General features: G+C 64.8%; 15 protein-coding genes. 9 read left to right on the top strand and 6 right to left on the bottom strand.

Annotated elements, in window-relative coordinates; genetic code table 11:
* Nucleotides 1–29: 29 nt before the first annotated feature.
* The 5 genes from ACDC66_RS05685 (at nt 30) to ACDC66_RS05665 (ending at nt 7,895) form a co-directional block, all read left to right on the top strand.
* The gene (locus ACDC66_RS05685) at nt 30–1,352 is read left to right on the top strand and encodes an O-acetylhomoserine aminocarboxypropyltransferase/cysteine synthase family protein (RefSeq protein ID WP_376695718.1); all 1,323 of its coding nucleotides are present in this window, start codon (nt 30–32) and stop codon (nt 1,350–1,352) included.
* Nucleotides 1,349–2,356, top strand: a complete 1,008-nt coding sequence (locus ACDC66_RS05680) for a homoserine O-acetyltransferase family protein (protein ID WP_376695717.1) — start codon at nt 1,349–1,351, stop codon at nt 2,354–2,356. Before ACDC66_RS05685 ends, ACDC66_RS05680 begins: the two co-directional genes overlap by 4 nt.
* Nucleotides 2,353–3,492 carry a homoserine dehydrogenase family protein gene (locus ACDC66_RS05675; protein WP_376695716.1) on the top strand — a complete coding sequence of 380 codons (1,140 nt, stop codon included), beginning with the start codon at nt 2,353–2,355 and terminating at the stop codon, nt 3,490–3,492. Before ACDC66_RS05680 ends, ACDC66_RS05675 begins: the two co-directional genes overlap by 4 nt.
* Before the next feature lie 102 nt (nt 3,493–3,594).
* Nucleotides 3,595–4,521: a GGDEF domain-containing protein gene (locus tag ACDC66_RS05670; protein WP_376695715.1), complete on the top strand. Its 927-nt coding sequence runs from the start codon at nt 3,595–3,597 to the stop codon at nt 4,519–4,521.
* Between the two features lie 203 nt (nt 4,522–4,724).
* On the top strand, nt 4,725–7,895 hold the full coding sequence (locus ACDC66_RS05665; RefSeq protein ID WP_376695714.1) for a choice-of-anchor D domain-containing protein: 3,171 nt from the start codon (nt 4,725–4,727) through the stop codon (nt 7,893–7,895).
* 83 nt (nt 7,896–7,978) lie between these two features.
* Here the strand turns inward: ACDC66_RS05665 and ACDC66_RS05660 are convergent, their stop codons facing one another.
* From ACDC66_RS05660 to rpsU, 6 genes are all read right to left on the bottom strand, one after another.
* Entirely contained in the window at nt 7,979–8,596 is a 618-nt protein-coding gene (locus ACDC66_RS05660) for a hypothetical protein (RefSeq protein WP_376695713.1), read from the bottom strand.
* Nucleotides 8,597–8,618: 22 nt separating this feature from the next.
* The gene (locus tag ACDC66_RS05655; protein ID WP_376695712.1) at nt 8,619–9,176 is read right to left on the bottom strand and encodes a bactofilin family protein; all 558 of its coding nucleotides are present in this window, start codon (nt 9,174–9,176) and stop codon (nt 8,619–8,621) included.
* Nucleotides 9,177–9,306: 130 nt separating this feature from the next.
* Nucleotides 9,307–11,172: an RNA polymerase sigma factor RpoD gene (gene rpoD / locus ACDC66_RS05650; RefSeq protein WP_376695899.1), complete on the bottom strand. Its 1,866-nt coding sequence runs from the start codon at nt 11,170–11,172 to the stop codon at nt 9,307–9,309.
* Between the two features lie 23 nt (nt 11,173–11,195).
* Nucleotides 11,196–12,920, bottom strand: coding sequence for a DNA primase (dnaG, locus tag ACDC66_RS05645; protein ID WP_376695711.1), 1,725 nt, complete (start codon nt 12,918–12,920; stop codon nt 11,196–11,198).
* Between the two features lie 24 nt (nt 12,921–12,944).
* Nucleotides 12,945–13,391 (bottom strand): GatB/YqeY domain-containing protein, encoded by a 447-nt coding sequence (locus ACDC66_RS05640; RefSeq protein ID WP_376695710.1) that lies wholly within the window; start codon nt 13,389–13,391, stop codon nt 12,945–12,947.
* A 47-nt stretch (nt 13,392–13,438) separates the two neighbouring features.
* Nucleotides 13,439–13,654 (bottom strand): 30S ribosomal protein S21, encoded by a 216-nt coding sequence (gene rpsU / locus ACDC66_RS05635; protein ID WP_116897063.1) that lies wholly within the window; start codon nt 13,652–13,654, stop codon nt 13,439–13,441.
* Nucleotides 13,655–13,714: 60 nt separating this feature from the next.
* Between rpsU and tsaD the strand changes: the two genes are divergently transcribed.
* From tsaD to ACDC66_RS05615, 4 genes are all read left to right on the top strand, one after another.
* Nucleotides 13,715–14,707: a tRNA (adenosine(37)-N6)-threonylcarbamoyltransferase complex transferase subunit TsaD gene (gene tsaD / locus ACDC66_RS05630; protein ID WP_376695709.1), complete on the top strand. Its 993-nt coding sequence runs from the start codon at nt 13,715–13,717 to the stop codon at nt 14,705–14,707.
* Between the two features lie 149 nt (nt 14,708–14,856).
* A complete protein-coding gene (folB, locus tag ACDC66_RS05625) occupies nt 14,857–15,213 on the top strand; it encodes a dihydroneopterin aldolase (RefSeq protein WP_376695708.1) in 357 nt (118 codons plus the stop codon).
* Entirely contained in the window at nt 15,210–15,731 is a 522-nt protein-coding gene (folK, locus tag ACDC66_RS05620) for a 2-amino-4-hydroxy-6-hydroxymethyldihydropteridine diphosphokinase (protein WP_376695707.1), read from the top strand. The genes folB and folK overlap by 4 nt, the downstream gene beginning before the upstream one ends.
* A 237-nt stretch (nt 15,732–15,968) precedes the next feature.
* Nucleotides 15,969–16,526: a hydrolase gene (locus tag ACDC66_RS05615; RefSeq protein WP_376695706.1), complete on the top strand. Its 558-nt coding sequence runs from the start codon at nt 15,969–15,971 to the stop codon at nt 16,524–16,526.
* The last annotated feature ends 13 nt before the right edge of the window (nt 16,527–16,539 follow it).

Here is a 16,539-nt window from a genome sequence, read left to right as displayed (position 1 = left end):
GATCCACCGCAAACTTGAGGAGACAGACCGTGAGCAACGACAGAACGAGACGATTCGAAACCCTGCAGGTCCATGCCGGCCAGGAGCCGGCGCCGGGCACCAACGCCCGGGCCGTGCCGATCTACCAGACCACTTCCTACACCTTCGACGATGCCGATCACGGCGCACGCCTGTTCGCCCTGGAAGAGTTCGGCAACATCTACTCGCGCATCATGAACCCGACCACCGACGTGTTCGAGCAGCGCATCGCCGCGCTCGAGGGCGGGGTCGCCGCCGTGGCCACGGGTTCGGGCCAGGCCGCGCAGCTGATCGCCATCACGACGCTGGCCCAGGCCGGCGACAACATCGTGGCCGCCTCGTCGCTCTACGGCGGCACCTGGAACCAGTTCAAGGTGACCCTGCCGCGACTGGGCATCGAGGTGCGCCTGGTGGACGACGACGACCCGGCCGCCTTTGCCGCACAGATCGACGACAAGACCCGCGCGATCTACGCCGAGACCATCGGCAACCCCGGCTTCCGGATCCCCGATTTCGAAGGGCTCTCGGCCCTGGCCAAGCGCGAGGGCCTGCCGCTGATCATCGACAACACCTTCGGCGCCGGCGGCTACCTAGCCCGGCCGATCGAGCACGGCGCCGATATCGTGGTCGAGTCGGCGACCAAGTGGATCGGCGGGCACGGCACCTCCATCGGCGGCGTGATTGTCGACGCGGGCAGCTTCGACTGGGGCAACGGCCGCTTCCCGCTATTCACCGAACCGGCGCCCGGCTATCACGGCCTGAACTTCTGGGAGACCTTCGGTCCCGACAGCCCCTTCGGCAACATTGCCTTTGCCATTCGCGCCCGCGTCGAGGGGCTGCGCGATCTCGGCCCGGCCCTGAGCCCCTTCAACAGCTTCCTGTTCCTGCAGGGCCTCGAGACCCTGTCGCTGCGCGTTCAGCGCCACGTCGACAACACGCAGGCGCTGGCCGAGTGGCTGGAAAAGCACTCGGCCGTGGAGTGGGTCAACTATCCGGGTCTGCCCGGCCATCCCTCGCATGAACGTGCCAAGCGTTATCTGAACCATGGCTTTGGCGCGGTGCTGACTTTCGGCATTCGCGGCGGCGAGGTGGCCGGCCGGCAGTTCATCAACAGCGTCGAGCTGGCCAGCCACGTGGCCAACGTCGGCGATGCCAAGACCCTGGTGATCCACCCGGCCAGCACGACACACCAGCAGTTGAGCGAGGACGAGCGCCGCGCCGCGGGTGTCAGCAGCGAGCTGATCCGGGTCGCGGTGGGCATCGAGCACATCGACGACATCATCGACGACTTCGCCGGTGCCTTCGAGCGTGCCGGACTGGCGGCCGCGGCATGAACGGCGAGGATCGCGTCATTACCATCGAGAACCCGCCGCCGCTTGCCGGCGGCGGGCGACTGGATCGGCTCGAGATCGCGTTTCGCACCTGGGGCCGGCTCGACGCCGGCGCCGGCAACGCCGTGCTGGTCTGCCCGGCGCTGACCGGCGACCGGCACCTCGAGCACTGGTGGCCGGGGCTGCTCGGTGCCGGACGCAGCCTGGACCCCAACACCGACTTCATCGTTGCCGCGGATGTGCTCGGCGGCAGCGGGGGAACCACCGGCCCGCGCCACCGGCGCGGCCTGCGTGCCTGGGGCGAGCGTTTCCCGGCCGTGTCGGTGCGCGACATGGTGACGGTGCAGCGCCTGCTGCTCGATGCGCTGGGCATCCGGCGCCTGAAGCTGGTCATCGGCGGCTCCCTGGGCGGCATGCAGGTGCTGGAATGGGCGGTCGGCCAGGCCGACCGGGTCGAGTCGGCAGTCGTTATTGCCGCGCCCGCGAGGCAGTCCGCCTGGGCCAGCGCGCTCAACCACGCCCAGCGCCGGGCGCTGATCGAGCACGGCGACCTAGAACTGGCGCGCATGATCGCCATGCTCAGCTACCGGCACTGGGACAACCTCGACGACCGCTTTGGGCCGGACAACGGCAGCGAACGCACCGCGCCGGGCTGGCTGGATCACCACGGGCAAGACCTGCGCGAACGCTTCGATCCGGTCAGCTATCGGCGCCTGATGGACGCCATGGACGGCCACGACATCGGACTCGGCCGCTGGGGCTGGCACAAAGCGCTCAAGGCCGTCGAGGCCCGCACGCTGATCGTCGGCATCACATCCGACCTGCTCTATCCGCCGCGCGACCAGAAGGCTTTGGCGGAGGCCCTGCCGCAATCCTCGATCGCCTGGCTGGAAACGCCCCAGGGACACGATGCCTTCCTGATCGAGCAGGAGCGCCTCGACCGCATCGTCTGCGGTTTCCGGCGCCAGGGCGCCACCAACGAAAACATTCTGGAGGCTCACGCATGAATACCACCACGCGCACGCTTTCCGCCCGTGAGCCGGCGCTTGCCGGAATCCGGGACAATCTCGGCTCCCCCCGTCCCGCGGCAGCGACACAAACCGTTGATGTCGTTGTCATCGGGCACACCGGGCAGGTGGGCTCGGCGCTGGTCTCGCGCCTGGGGCAGGTCGGCCATTCGACGGACTTGCCGGGCCTCGCGCTCCGCGAAGCCATCAATCGCAGCACCCACCTGGTCGTCGCCGAGCGCCAACAGCAAGACCGCAGGCGCGATCCGGAAACACTCGACCGCCTGGCTACAAGGATCGCCGCCGACGGCCGGCCGACGGTCATCGTCGACTGCACGGCCGATCCGGTGCTGCCGCGCTACTACCCCGAGTGGCTGCAGGCCGGCATCGGCGTGGTCACGCCCAACAAACACGGCTTCTCCGGTGAGCTGGCGCTCTACCGCTCGATTCGGCAGGCGGCACGTATCGGCGGCGCACCGCTGGGCTACTCGGCCACTGTCGGCGCCGGGCTGCCGATCCTGTCCACGCTCAGGCGCCTGCGACGTGCCGGTGCAACGCCGACCGGTCTCACCGCGGTCGTCTCGGGCACCCTGGTGCACGTTTTCTCGCAGATGGCCGCCGGCAGGCCGCTTTCCGCCGCCGTCGACGACGCCCGCGCTCGCGGTTTCACCGAACCCGACCCGCTCGAAGACCTTTCCGGCCGCGATGTCGCCCGCAAGCTGACGATCATGTTGCGCGAGGCGGGCCTGGAAGAGATATCGGTCGAGCGCGAGCCGGTCGTCGCCGACCAGTGGGCCGAATCGGTGCTTCCCGGCAGCGACGTGATCCGGGCGCTCCAAAACCAGGACCGGGTCTGGTCACGGCGCTTGCAGGCTGCTCATGCAAACGGCGAAACCTGGGCCTACCTGGCGCAGTTCGAGCCCGCGGGTGCACGAGTCGCTCCGGTCCGGGTGAAATGCAACTCGCCGCTGGCCCGGCTCAGCGGCAGCGGCAACCTGGCCAGAATCCAGCTGGCCGACGACCCGGAAACGCCCCTGGAAGTTCATGGACCCGGCGCCGGGGTGGCGGTCACCGCCAGCGCGGTGATGGCCGACCTGGCCGATGCGGCGTCCGAGCTTTCCCGGCGCCGTTCCTGACAAGGAGATCGGAGTTCGCCGACGCTTGCCGTTGCCCGCGGAGCCTGCTACTTTCCAGCAAGGAAAGCGGCGTGGAGTCCGTTCGATGTCATCGAGAACACCATGAGCGAAAGTGCGGCCCACGGCAGACTAGCGCGATTGCCCGGCAAGAACGATATCCGGAGCCTGGCGGAAGCCGCACTGGAGGCGAGCTACGACTCGATCGTGATAACCAACAGCAATCTCGATCATCCCGAAATCATCTACGTCAATCCCGCCTTTTGCGAGATGACCGGGTGGAGCCGGGAGGAGGTCATCGGCCGCACCCCCGCCATCCTCCAGGGCAAGGAAACCGATCGGAACGTTGTGCGCCGGCTGCGACTTGCGCTGGAAGCCGGCCGCGATTTCGAGGGCCGCACCATCAACTATCGCAAGGACGGGCGCCCCTTCCACATCGAATGGCGCACCTCACCGGTCAAGAACGAGCAGGGCGAGGTGACGCATTACCTGGCCATCCAGCGCGACGTGACCGGCCAGGTTCGTCTGATGCGCCGCCTTCGCGAGCGAGCCGAGTCCGACGGCCTGACCGAACTGCTCAACCACGTATCCGGCAAGAGCGAGCTCAATGCCGCGATTGCCAGTGCCAGACGGGAAGAGCAACCGCTGAGCGTGGCGCTACTCGATATCGATCACTTCAAGGCCGTCAACGATCATCACGGCCACGCCATGGGCGATCTCGTGATCGAACGAATCGGCCACCTGATCACCCAGCACCTCAACCGGCAGGATATTGGCGTGCGCTGGGGTGGTGAGGAGTTCCTGCTGGTCTTCTTCGAAACCGACCTGGAAGGCGCCCGCCTGGCCGCAGAAGCTTTCCGGAAGCTGATCTCCGGTACTCGTTTCCACGATGAAATCAGCGTCACGGCCAGTTTTGGCGTGGCGCAGAGTCGGCCCGATGAAGACGCCGGGTCATTGTTCCAGCGCGCCGACGAGGCCCTCTACCAGGCCAAGGAAGGCGGGCGCAACAGGGTGTGTGTGTCCGACTTGTAGGGAAAACAGATCGCCTGAAACATGGCCCGGATCGCACTGCGATTCGGGCCTTTTTAATGACAATCCCGCAGGCGACCTCTCCGGGGAACTGTGAGTTGTATCACGCTCCATATTCTCGTAATATCGGCGGCTGAGGGAGAACGCCTGCCATCCGGGGCTGCGCTCCCGCGCCTGAACAACAACCAGCCTGAAAAAGGGGAACCATGACGACTCGCAATTTCCGAGATATCCATCTCGCACGCCGTACGCTGGCTGTCGGCATCGGCATGGCGCTTGCCTCCGGTGCGGCGCATGCCGATACCTTCCAGGTGGGAAACACCAATGACAGCGGGGCAGGATCGTTTCGGCAAGCCATCAATGACGCCAACGCGATTTCCGGCCCCCACACGATCGATTTTTCGCAGGTCTCCGGCGAAACCATCGCGCTCGAGGACGACCTGCCGCAGCTCAGCGAGGACCTGACCCTGCAGGGCAGCGAAGTGACGCTCGACGGAGCGACCGAGCACCGCTGCCTGGCCACCCGGAGCGCCAGCCTCTCGGTCAACGACATGACCATCACCCGGTGTGTTGGCCGTTATTTTGGTTCGAATTCCGACACCGTCGATCTGGAAGGCGGAGGCATCTTCGTTGGTGGCGGCGATCTTACGGTCAACAACAGCCGGATCACCAACAACGCCGCGCCGGAAGATACGCCCGATACGCAATACCAACTGGCTGGGGGCGGCATTGCGGTCAAGGGCGATGGACAGGTCATGATCAGCGGCTCCGAAATCTCGGGTAACACCGCCTACGAGTACGGTGGCGGATTGCATGTCGATGTCTATAACTCGATCGAGATCAGCGACACCACCATTTCCGGCAATCGCTCCCGCACGGGGATCGGCGGCGCAGAGCTGGAGGGATACACCATCCAGCTGTCCAACGTGACCATTAGTGACAATACGCCCTGGGAAGCCGACGGCGTTGAAACCAACGGCGGTGGCGGTGCAGGGATCACCGGCTATGAGATCAATATCGAGCAAAGCGAAATACGCGACAACCGGGGCAGCTACGGCTTCGGCGGCCTGGCCGTTTACTCCTACTACGGCACCGAGATCGTCGACTCGACGATCTCGGGCAATTCCACGGAATCCGGGGTCGGCGGCGTTGCCGCTTACGGCAGCCTGTCCGTAACCGATACGCAGATTGTCGACAACAGCGTCACCGGAGACCAGTACTTCAGCGCGGGCGGCCTGTTCAGCCTGAATGCGCGTTTCCTAATCGAACAGACACCGGAATCCGCCGAACGCGGTGAGGAACTCATCGAGGCCGGCTTGGTTTCCATCACGCGCTCGGTCATCAGCGGCAACAGCACCAGCGGTCCCGGTGGCGGTGCCACGTTCATCAACGAGTACGGCTCGATCAGCATCGAGGATACGGAGATTTCCGACAACAGCGCCGCAGTCGGCGCCGGCATGTTCGTTATCTCCGATGCCCTGGATTTCACGCTTTCGGGCAGCACCATCAGCGGCAACAAGGCCGTGAGCGAAGATGAGTTCGGCAGCATCGGCGGCGGCATGTACATGGTTAACAAATACCCGGGCACGGTCGCCATGCAGCAGTCGACCATCAGCAACAACTCCGCGGCCTACGCGGCCGGTGCATACTTGTACTTTCCCGATCCCAGACGGGCAATCGGACAGAACGATGGCGAGTCCCGAATTGACCCGCGGCCGGTACGGCTGGAAGGCATGACCCTGACCGGCAACACCGCAACAGTCGGTCGCGGCGGCGGGCTGTCGGTCGCATTCAGCCAGTACCGCACCGCCGAGATTGCGGGCAGCATCATCGCCGGCAACAGCTCGGCACAGGGTTCGGCCGATCTGGGTACCGTAGTAGAGCCAGAGCCCCCCCAGACCGCACGGATGGCTGGCTATTGGGATCGTCTGGCCCAGGCCTTCCCGCAGCTCGAACTGCCCGACTGGGAGGCGCGCGGAAACACCGAGCCCGTTCCGGGGAACACGACTTTCGAAGTCAGCGCCAGCCTGATCGGCGAAGGGCCGGACGACGGCAGTACATTCAATACCGACACCACCAGCACCGATCTGCTGGGCGAAGCCCCGCAGCTCGGCGAACTGGCCGACAACGGTGGTCCGACCCGCACGCACCTGCCGGCGACAAACAGCCCGGCGCTGAACGTCGTCACCGACACCGACGGTTGCGGTACCGACTTCAACGTCGACCAGCGCGGCAAGAGCCGGCCGGACCCGATTACCGGCCAGTGCGACGCCGGCAGTGTCGAGCGCGCCATTCCGGTGGTCGACGCCAACCCGGACATCGATTTCGGCTCCGTCTCGGTCGAGGTCGAGGCCACAGAGCCGGTGACGCTTCTCAATGACGGCAACGGCACCCTCGAGGTCACCGGTTTCCAGGGGCCCAGTGCGCCGTTCAGCCTGGACTTCTCCGACTGCGCGGCCGGCCTGCCCTTCGAACTGGCCGCCGGCGAAAGTTGCACCCTGCTGACCGGCTTCTTGCCCGCGGCGGGAGAAACCTCCACGCAGACCGTCACCGTGGTCACCAACAGCGTGGGCGGCGACAACAGTTTCGAACTTACCGGCACGGGACTCGTTCCCGGCCTGGGCTTCGAGCCACTGGACTTCGGTGATCAGCTGGTCGGCCAGCCGACCCAGGGCGAAATCGACCTCACCAACATCGGACAGGGCGAGCTGGTCATCGACAACATTGCCCTTGGCGCAGCTCGCGGAAGCGTCTTCAGCCTGATCGGCGACGACTGCGACACGCCGATTGCTGCCGGGGACTTCTGCACGGTTACAGTCGGTTTCACGCCGCCGGCCGAGGGCGCGTTCGACAGCGTCCTGAGCGTATCCAGCAACGCCGGTAGCGAACCAGCCGAGGTGCCGCTTTCCGGCCAGGGCGTGATCGGACAACTGACCGTCAGCCCGGGCGGCGATATCGACTTCGGCGAGGTCAATCCCGGCGAGTCGAGTGAAGTCGAGCTAACCCTGACCAACGGAGGCTCGGCACCGGTTACGGTGGAAGACTGGACCAACCTGCCCGAGCCATTCAGCATCTCGGGCGACTGCCCCGAGCCGCCGTTTACGCTCGAGCCGGACGAGTCGTGCACGCTGATCGTCACCTTCTCGCCGGAAAGCGCCGGTGATTACGGGGAAAGCCTGGTGTTCGGCTTCGACGACGGCACCGGAACCGGCAGCACGGCGCTTGCCGTCTCCGGTCGGGGTGCTGCACCAACCGCACCGGCAACCCCGATTCCTACACTGGACCGCCTCGGCCTGATCGTCGGCTCCGGCCTGCTCGCCCTGATGGGGCTGCTGGGCCTGAGACGTCGGCGCGATTCGGGTCGCCTGGCCGACTGATCGTCAGGCGCGGCTTCGGCCAGCAATGAAAAAGCCCGGGCCACCTCGCGTGGCCCGGGCTTTTTTCTGTACCAATTCCGCGCTCAGCGCCGGTAGAGATATTCCTGCATGCCGTTGCCCAGCAGCATGGTTTTCTCGGAAGTAAAGCCCGGCAGGCGCTTCTCCAGTTCCTTGGGGGTATAGCGAGGGGCCGGAATCGCGGCCGGATCGCCTTCGGGCGGATCATCCAGCAATTCGAGCCCGACCGGCGCAAACGAAACGGGAGCGGCCGGCATGCGGGTGGCTCGGTACTCGATGAGTGCGTGCAGCCGGGCCTGCGGCGAGGCCCGCTCGGCCAGGCGCCTGCCGAGCGCCTCGATGACGCTCGCCGGCAGGTAGTTAAGCAGGTTCCAGCACAGCACCAGGTCGACGGTTTCCCCCTGAGACGGCGGGAGCAGGCCGTCGAGCCAGCGCTCGACGGCCTCGGACCCGCCTTCTTCGTCGACGTTCGGCAGAGCGCCCAGGTGAGCCGGCAGATCAACAATGTCGAGCCGGCAGCGGTAGGCGCTGAACAACGCCACAGTGCCTTCACGCGCCCGGCCTAGGTCGAGTACGACGTGACGGCGGTCGTCCTCGAAAGCCTCGACCGCCTTCGAGAACAACGGTGCACGTATCGGCTCCGGTCCGCTGTCTTCCAGCGGACCCGCGGCGTTACTGCTCACGATCGCTACCCCTTATCGAGCGTCAGAGACTGGCCTGCTTCCCGGCTTCGGATCCGGATTTGCCCGAGCCGCTATCCGAACGCGAGGATTCGGTCTTTGCGGCGCCGCTCGATTCCTGCGAGGACTTCTGGCCGGAGAAAGCCTTGCCGAGGGTTTCGCCCTTGGCATCCATGTCGATCGAGCCATTGAACTGCGCGCCGTCTTCCAGGCTGACGCGCGGGGCTGCGATGCTGCCCTTCACGCGGGCGCTCTTTCGGATAACCACCTGCTCGGAAGCCACGAGATTGCCGTCCATCTGGCCGTCGACAAAGATCGAATGGGCATACACATCGGCCTGTACATTCCCCTGGTTGCCGATCGTCACGCTGTTCTTCTTGAGTTCGACGGTCCCCTTGACCTTGCCTTCGATGACCAGGTCCTCGTCACCAAGTAGCTTGCCGTCGACGTTGATCGACGGGCCGATCATGGCCGTACCGCCGACATTGCGCGGCGCTGCCGATCGCGATGACGGGGCGGGCTTGTCTGCCGTGTGATTTTCGCTGGTGGAGCCTTCGGATTCTTGTTCGCGCTTGTTGAACATGCCTGTTTACCTGATTTGCCGGATTGGGGGCTGTTCAAACTACTCCCGGGCAGGGAGACGGTCAAGTGCCGCGGCGGGAATCGAGGCCAGCCGGGCAGCGTGGCCCGGCGGGGTCGTGACGGGCGTCACGTCACTCGAGGTCGAGGAAGCTCCGGAGCTGTTCCGAACGCGTCGGATGGCGCAGCTTTCGCAGCGCCTTGGCCTCTATTTGACGGATGCGCTCGCGGGTGACGTCGAACTGCTTGCCGACTTCCTCGAGGGTGTGGTCGGTGTTCATGTCGATGCCGAACCGCATTCTCAGCACCTTGGCCTCGCGCGGCGTCAGCCCCGAGAGCACCTTCTGCACCGTATCGGTCAGGCCGGTGGTTGTGGCCGTGTCGATCGGCGAGAGGATGTTGGCGTCCTCGATGAAATCGCCCAGGTGCGAATCCTCGTCGTCGCCGATGGGCGTTTCCATCGAGATCGGCTCCTTGGCGATCTTGAGCACTTTGCGGACCTTGTCCTCGGGCATTTCCATGCGCACGGCCAGTTCCTCGGGCGTGGGTTCGCGGCCCATTTCCTGCAGCATCTGGCGAGAGATCCGGTTGAGCTTGTTGATCGTCTCGATCATGTGCACCGGGATGCGGATGGTGCGCGCCTGGTCGGCGATCGAGCGGGTAATCGCCTGGCGGATCCACCAGGTCGCGTAGGTCGAGAACTTGTACCCGCGGCGGTATTCGAACTTGTCGACGGCCTTCATCAGGCCGATGTTGCCTTCCTGGATCAGGTCCAGGAACTGCAGGCCGCGGTTGGTGTACTTCTTGGCAATCGAGATGACCAGTCGGAGGTTGGCCTCGACCATCTCCTTCTTGGCACGACGCGCCTTGGCCTCGCCGATGGACATGGAGCGATTGAGTTCGAGCAGGTCGCCGATGGGGATGCGCTGATCTCGCTCGAAGCGGCCCAGGCGATCCTGCAGGCCCTCCAGCTCGTCGGCGTAGTCCTTGAGGGCCTTGGCCCAGGTGCTGCGGCGACGGAGAAGGCCCTTGCGCCATTCGGGGTCAGCGGCATTTTCGCGGAAGCTGGTGATGAATTCCTTGCGCGGCATGCCGCAGCGCTCCACGCAGATCTTCATGATCGTGCGCTCGACATCCCGCGTACGCGCCACCTGGAAGCGCATGCGGTCGATCAGGTAGTCGAACAGGCGCGGCGGCAGCTTCAGGCGCATGAACTGTTCGGCGATCAGGTCACGCAGCTCCGAGGCCTTGGGACTGTTGGGACCATAGCGGTCATGCAGCGTCGTGAAGCGCTCGTGCAGCTTGCGCATCTCGTCGAAGAACTGGGTCACCTGCTCGGGATCCGGCAGGGTATTGACCGTCGGCGCGGGCTTGTCCTCGTCTTCCTCTTCGTCTTCGTCGATGTACTCGGCCTCTTCCTCGACGGCCGCTTCCATCGCATCCTGGGAGATCAGCTCCATCTCCGCCAGCAAGGTCGGATTGATGAAGCCGCTGACCAGTTCGTTGAGCCGGAGGTTGCCCTCCTTCCACGACTCGACTTCCTCGAGCAGGGTCTCGATCGTGCCGGGGAAGCGCGCCATTGCCTGGTTGACCTGGTTGAGGCCGTCTTCGATGCGCTTGGCGATGTCGATTTCGTCCTCGCGCGTGAGCAGCGAGACCGAGCCCATCTCGCGCATGTACATGCGCACCGGGTCGGTCGTCCGCCCGAGGTCGCTCTCCACCGCGGCCAGTGCGGCCTCGGCGTCCGCCTGCGCGGCTTCATCGTCGTTGTCCGTACTGGCCGAATCGTTGAGAATCAGCGCATCGGCATCCTCGGGTTCTTCCTCGAAGACCTTGATGCCCATGTCGTTGATCATGTTGACGATGTCCTCGATCTGTTCGGGATCGACGATATCGCCGGGCAGGTGGTCATTGACCTGGGCGTAGGTCAACCACTGCCCCTGTTCACGGCCTTTCTGGATCAGCTGCTTGAGCTGAGAGGGTCGCGGTGCGTTTTCCATAGCTGCGTTTTCGGCTTTCATGTTTATCCGTCTTGGTTGCGCTGACTCAACAGCCGGCGCAACTCGCTGGTGCGGTCCTCATCGAGCCCCCCTTCGTTGAGCTGGGCTTGCTGAAGTTCGCGAATTCTGGTCTGTACCATTTGACGACGAATTCTGGCCAGAGTTTGCGCCAGCGCCGTTGGCATTTCATCCCGATCGGCCAGTACGTCCCGGGCCGCCAGTCGGGCCAGCCAGGGCGCTTCCCGACGTTCCCGCCAGGCCTCAAGAAGCTTAGCCGTAGAAAACTGGGGCTTGTGACGGCAAAAGTCAATCAATTCCCGCAGGAAATCGACCCCTCGGACCGTCGCCGGCCCCTCGAGAGCTCCCTCTTCGACGCCGTCGGCCAGCGTCGGACGCTGCACGATCAAGGCGACAGCATACTGCACCGGCGTCAGTGGGCGCTCGTCATTTCCGCCCGGCGGGGGCGATGCAGCCTTCGATTCGCCCGCCGGCTGGATGCGTCCGCCATGGCCGGCGCGCCGCACCAGCTCGTCGCGCATCATGTCGGCGAAGGCGCCTTCCGGCAGCTTCTCGAGGTAGGGCTCGGCCAGCGCCACCAGGCGTGCGCGCCCGTCGAGCGTGGCCATGTCCAGAGACTCGGCCAGGTGATCGAAGAAAAAGGCCGACAGCGGCTTCGCCTCGTCGAGCATGCGGGTCAAGGTTTCCGCGCCCTGGCCGCGCACCAGTGAATCGGGATCCTCGCCTTCGGGCAGGAACAGGAAACGGACTTCGCGGTTGGATTTCAGCTCCGGCAGCGCCGCTTCCAGGCCGCGCCACGCCGCCTGCAGACCGGCGCGGTCGCCGTCGAAGCAGAACACCACAACCGGCGAGGCGCGAAACAGCAGGCTCATGTGGTCGGGCGTGACCGATGTGCCGAGCGTGGCCACGGCATTGTCGAAACCGAACTGGAACAGCGCGGCGGCGTCCATGTAGCCCTCCACCACCAGGATGCGCGGAGGCAGTCCGCCGCGACGCACCTGAAACAAACGGTAGAGCTCGCGACCCTTGTGGAAAACGGGGGTCTCGGGCGAGTTCATGTACTTGGGCCCGCGCTCACCCAGGCTCCGGCCGCCGAAGGCGATGACCCGGCCGCGCCGGTCGTGAATGGGGAACATCACCCGGTCGCGGAACTTGTCGGTCACCCGGCCGTCGCGACGCGTGACCAGGCCGGCTTCCTCGAGCTCCTGCGGCCGGAAGCCCTCGTTGATCATGAAGTCGGCCAGGGCCTGCCAGGCGTCGGGCGCATAGCCGATGCCGAATTCATCCACCGTCGCCTTGTCGAAACCGCGCGACTTGAGATAATCGCGGGCGGCTTCACTGGCACCGAGCTGTCGCCGAAACCAGGTCTGGGCCTGGCTCAACGCCTGGTAGAGGCGATCATTCTTCTTGATCGGCGCCTGGCCGGCCTCGCGCGGCACTTCGAGGCCGGCCATATGCGCCAGCTCCTCGATCGCGGCGGGAAACTCCAGCCCGTCGTACTGCATCACGAAACCGATGGCGGTGCCGTGCGCACCGCAACCGAAACAGTGATAGAACTGCTTGTCACCGCTGACCGTGAAGGACGGGGTTTTCTCGTCATGGAAGGGGCAAAGGGCCTTGTGCTCGCCGCGCCCGGCGGGCTTGAGATCGACACGCGCACCGACGATCTCGACGATATCGGTACGCTCCAGCAGGGATTCGATAAAGTCTTCGGGGATGCGGCCGGCCACAGAACCAGTTTAGCGGCCTGACGCTCAGCCGGCCAGCTTCGAACGGACCAGCCCGGAAACCTTGCTCATGTCCGCGCGACCCTGGAGACGGGGCTTGAGCAGTCCCATTACCTGCCCCATCGAGCTCATGTCCTTGGCCCCGGCTTCTTCGATGGCTTCGTCGACGGCCTTTGCCAACTCTTCGTCGGAGAGCTGCTCCGGCAGATAGGGCTCGAGCAGTGCGATTTCGGCTTCTTCGGCTTCGGCCAGCTCGGGGCGGTCGCCGGCCCGGTATTGCTCGGCCGACTCGCGGCGCTGCTTGATCATCTTCTCGACCACGGCCAGCACCTGCGTGTCGTCGAGCTCGGTGCGCTCGTCGATTTCACGCTGCTTGACCGCGGCGGTGATCATGCGCAGGGTTTTCAGCAGTTCCTTTTCACCGGAACGCATCGCCTGCTTGACGTCATCGTTGATCTGCGTCTTCAGCGACATGATCGACCCGCCTCGCCGAGAAGTTGCGTAGAATACGTGTTCAGTATTTAGTACAGCCGCTTGCGATTCACGCGTTCGCGCGAGATCTTGCGCAGGTGGCGCTTGACGGCCGCGGCCTTCTTGCGCTTGCGTTCCTGGGTCGGCTTCTCGTAGAACTCGCGGCGACGCGCTTCGGCGACCACACCGGCCTTCTCGCAGGAGCGCTTGAAGCGGCGCAGGGCGTACTCAAACGGCTCGTTTTCCTTGACCTTTACACTCGGCATTAAAATCCCGTTCCGGTAATTTGTGGAAAGCTGACCATTATAAACCCGTAAATCCCCGACGTGCAAAACATTCTTGGCATCGAAACTTCCTGCGACGAGACCGGCGTGGCCCTCTACAACGCCGAACGGGGGCTTGTCGCAGACCTGGTCTACACCCAGGCGGATCACGCCGCCTACGGCGGGGTGGTCCCGGAACTGGCTTCGCGCGACCACGTGCGCAAGCTGCCGGGCATGGTGCGCGAACTGCTCGAATCGACCAGCATGCCGACGAGCGAACTCGACGCAATCGCCTACACCGCCGGGCCCGGCCTGGCCGGCGCACTGCTGGTGGGCGCGGCCACGGGCGTGGCGCTGGCCGCCGCGCTCGATCGCCCCGCCATCGCGGTCCACCACATGGAAGGCCACCTGCTCTCGCCCCTGCTCGAGACCCCGTCACCGGATTTTCCCTTCGTGGCCCTGCTCGTGTCGGGCGGCCACACCATGCTGGTGGCGGTGGAAGGGTTCGGCCGCTACAAGCTGCTGGGCGAGACCCTCGACGATGCCGCCGGCGAGGCCTTCGACAAGACGGCGCGCCTGCTCGGCCTGGGCTATCCCGGCGGACCGGAAGTCGCCCGCCTGGCCGAGGCCGGCGATCCCGAGCGCTTCGAATTCCCCCGGCCGATGACCAACCGGCCCGGCCTGGACTTCAGCTTTTCCGGACTGAAGACCCATACACGCGAACTGATCGCGCGCGTCAACGAGGCCGACCACGCCGACGTCGCCGCCGGCTTCGAACAGGCCGTGGCCGAGACCCTGGCCATCAAGTGCAAGCGCGCCCTCAAGGAAACCCGCATGCAGCGCCTGGTCATCGCCGGCGGGGTCAGCGCCAACACCCGCCTGCGCGCCGAACTCGAGCACCGCGTCCCCGGCCGCGTGTACTATCCCTCGCTCAAGCTGTGCACCGACAACGGCGCCATGATCGCCCATGCGGGGTGGTATCGGCGGGGGGAGGCGACGAGGGATGGGTTGATCGGCGTGAGGCCGAGGTGGGCAATCGACTCGTTGGCTGGTTAGCTGGTTGGCTTGTTGGCTGGTTTATGGATATTTGGCCATCGTGCATTGGGCTTCAGCCGCGATGGCGCTGTCGGATCAGGCGTGAATTGAATTAACATTCTCGGAATTTTGAACCAGCGAACTAGCCAACAAGCGAACCAGCCAACCCTATGGACATAGTCTTCATCAAGGACCTCGACGTCGAGACCGTTATCGGCATCTACGACTGGGAACGCAAGATTCGCCAGACCGTCCGGCTGAATCTCGAAATGAGCAGCGACATTCGCAAGGGTGCTGCCAGCGACCGCATCGAGGACGCACTCGACTACAAGGCCGTGGCCAAGCGGCTGATCGGTTTTGTCGAATCAAGCAGTTTCCAGCTGGTCGAAACACTGGGCGAGCGATGTGCGGAAATCGTGCTCGAGGAGTTCCCGGTCGACTGGCTTCGGCTCGAGCTCGACAAGCCCGGGGCCGTCAGAGGCGCCAAGTCGGTCGGCATTCGTATCGAGCGGGGCCGAGCGCCATGAGCACCGTCTACCTGGGACTGGGGTCGAACCGGAATGCCGAAGCCAATATCCGTGCCGGCATCCGCGCGCTGTACCGCAAGTTCGCCAATACCGCGATTTCGCCGGTGTATCGATCCGCCGCCGTGGGCTTCTCCGGCAACGACTTTCTCAACTGCGCGGCTCGCATCGATACCGATCTGTCTCCGGCCGAACTCAAGGACTGGCTGACCGCGCTGGAAGACGAGTACGGACGCAATCGCAACCAGCCCAAGTTCTCCGACCGCACGCTCGATATCGACATCCTGCTGCACGACGACAAGGTGGGCGACTTCGACGGACTGACCCTGCCGCGCGACGAGATCCTGAAGTACGCTCACGTCCTCAAGCCCATGGCCGACCTGGCGCCGCAGCTTCAGCACCCGGAAACGGGGAAGACGTTTGCAGAGCATTGGGAGGAGTTTGACGGGGATCGGTCCCTGGAGCCGGCCGACCTGGGCAATGAACGACCGAACACGCCCAACTGGTGGGGCAGTGGCTGAAGAAGGGTTCAGGTTTCAGTGTTCAGGGTTCAGGAGCGGGCTGCTGAGAGCGGTGCGGGGCGACTTCGCCGCGAGGCGACGGCGTGCTACGCGGCCTTCGATCCGATATCGCGGCGTAGCCGCCCAACATGACCCGGACGATGCCGCCTGAACCCTGAAACCTGAACCCTGAAACCCGGACCTCCGCAAGCCATCAAACTCCAAGCGACATGTCACGATCCACTGCAGGCAAGACCCATGAGCCATATCCCCGACCACCCAACCCCGCAGAATGCCCTCCTCCTCTTGGTCGATGTTCAAGGCAAATTGGCCCGGATCATGCACGAGTCCGAGGCGATGATTCACCAGCAGAAGGTACTCATAGAGGCTTGTCGCCTGCTCGACGTCCCGGTGGCCTGGGCCGAGCAATTGCCCGACAAGCTGGGGCCCACCGTGCCCGAGCTGGCCGAGGAACTCGAAGGCTACTCGCCCTGCGCCAAGGACAGCTTCGGCTGCTGGGGCGACGAAAGTCTCAGGAAGGCCATCCGTGATTCGGGACGAGACCACATCCTGCTGGCGGGCATCGAGACCCACGTCTGCGTATGGCAGACAGCAGCCGCACTCAGGACGGAGAACTACGAGGTCCACCTGGTGGCCGACGCGGTGTCGTCCCGCTCGGCCTTCAACCGCGACATCGCCTTCCGCCGCATGGAAGCCGCCGGCGTGCACCTGAGCAACGTCGAGATGGTGCTGTTCGAACTCATGCACGACGCCAGCCACCCACGCTTCCGCGACGTCACCAAGTTATTGAAGTAGGAACCCCAAGGTC

The sequence above is a fragment of the Wenzhouxiangella psychrophila genome, from assembly GCF_042310375.1.
Classification (GTDB): domain Bacteria; phylum Pseudomonadota; class Gammaproteobacteria; order Xanthomonadales; family Wenzhouxiangellaceae; genus Wenzhouxiangella.
This window is presented reverse-complemented; position numbering and strand designations above follow the sequence as displayed.

Excerpts from the sequence above, each read along its gene's own strand:
- ACDC66_RS05680 (WP_376695717.1), top strand. The coding sequence starts at position 1,349 with ATGAACGGCGAGGATCGCGTCATTACCATCGAGAACCCGCCGCCGCTT.
- ACDC66_RS05675 (WP_376695716.1), top strand. The coding sequence starts at position 2,353 with ATGAATACCACCACGCGCACGCTTTCCGCCCGTGAGCCGGCGCTTGCC.
- ACDC66_RS05670 (WP_376695715.1), top strand. The coding sequence starts at position 3,595 with ATGAGCGAAAGTGCGGCCCACGGCAGACTAGCGCGATTGCCCGGCAAG.
- ACDC66_RS05665 (WP_376695714.1), top strand. The coding sequence starts at position 4,725 with ATGACGACTCGCAATTTCCGAGATATCCATCTCGCACGCCGTACGCTG.
- ACDC66_RS05655 (WP_376695712.1), bottom strand. The coding sequence starts at position 9,176 with ATGTTCAACAAGCGCGAACAAGAATCCGAAGGCTCCACCAGCGAAAAT.
- rpoD (WP_376695899.1), bottom strand. The coding sequence starts at position 11,172 with ATGGAAAACGCACCGCGACCCTCTCAGCTCAAGCAGCTGATCCAGAAA.
- ACDC66_RS05640 (WP_376695710.1), bottom strand. The coding sequence starts at position 13,391 with ATGTCGCTGAAGACGCAGATCAACGATGACGTCAAGCAGGCGATGCGT.
- rpsU (WP_116897063.1), bottom strand. The coding sequence starts at position 13,654 with ATGCCGAGTGTAAAGGTCAAGGAAAACGAGCCGTTTGAGTACGCCCTG.
- folB (WP_376695708.1), top strand. The coding sequence starts at position 14,857 with ATGGACATAGTCTTCATCAAGGACCTCGACGTCGAGACCGTTATCGGC.
- folK (WP_376695707.1), top strand. The coding sequence starts at position 15,210 with ATGAGCACCGTCTACCTGGGACTGGGGTCGAACCGGAATGCCGAAGCC.
- ACDC66_RS05615 (WP_376695706.1), top strand. The coding sequence starts at position 15,969 with ATGAGCCATATCCCCGACCACCCAACCCCGCAGAATGCCCTCCTCCTC.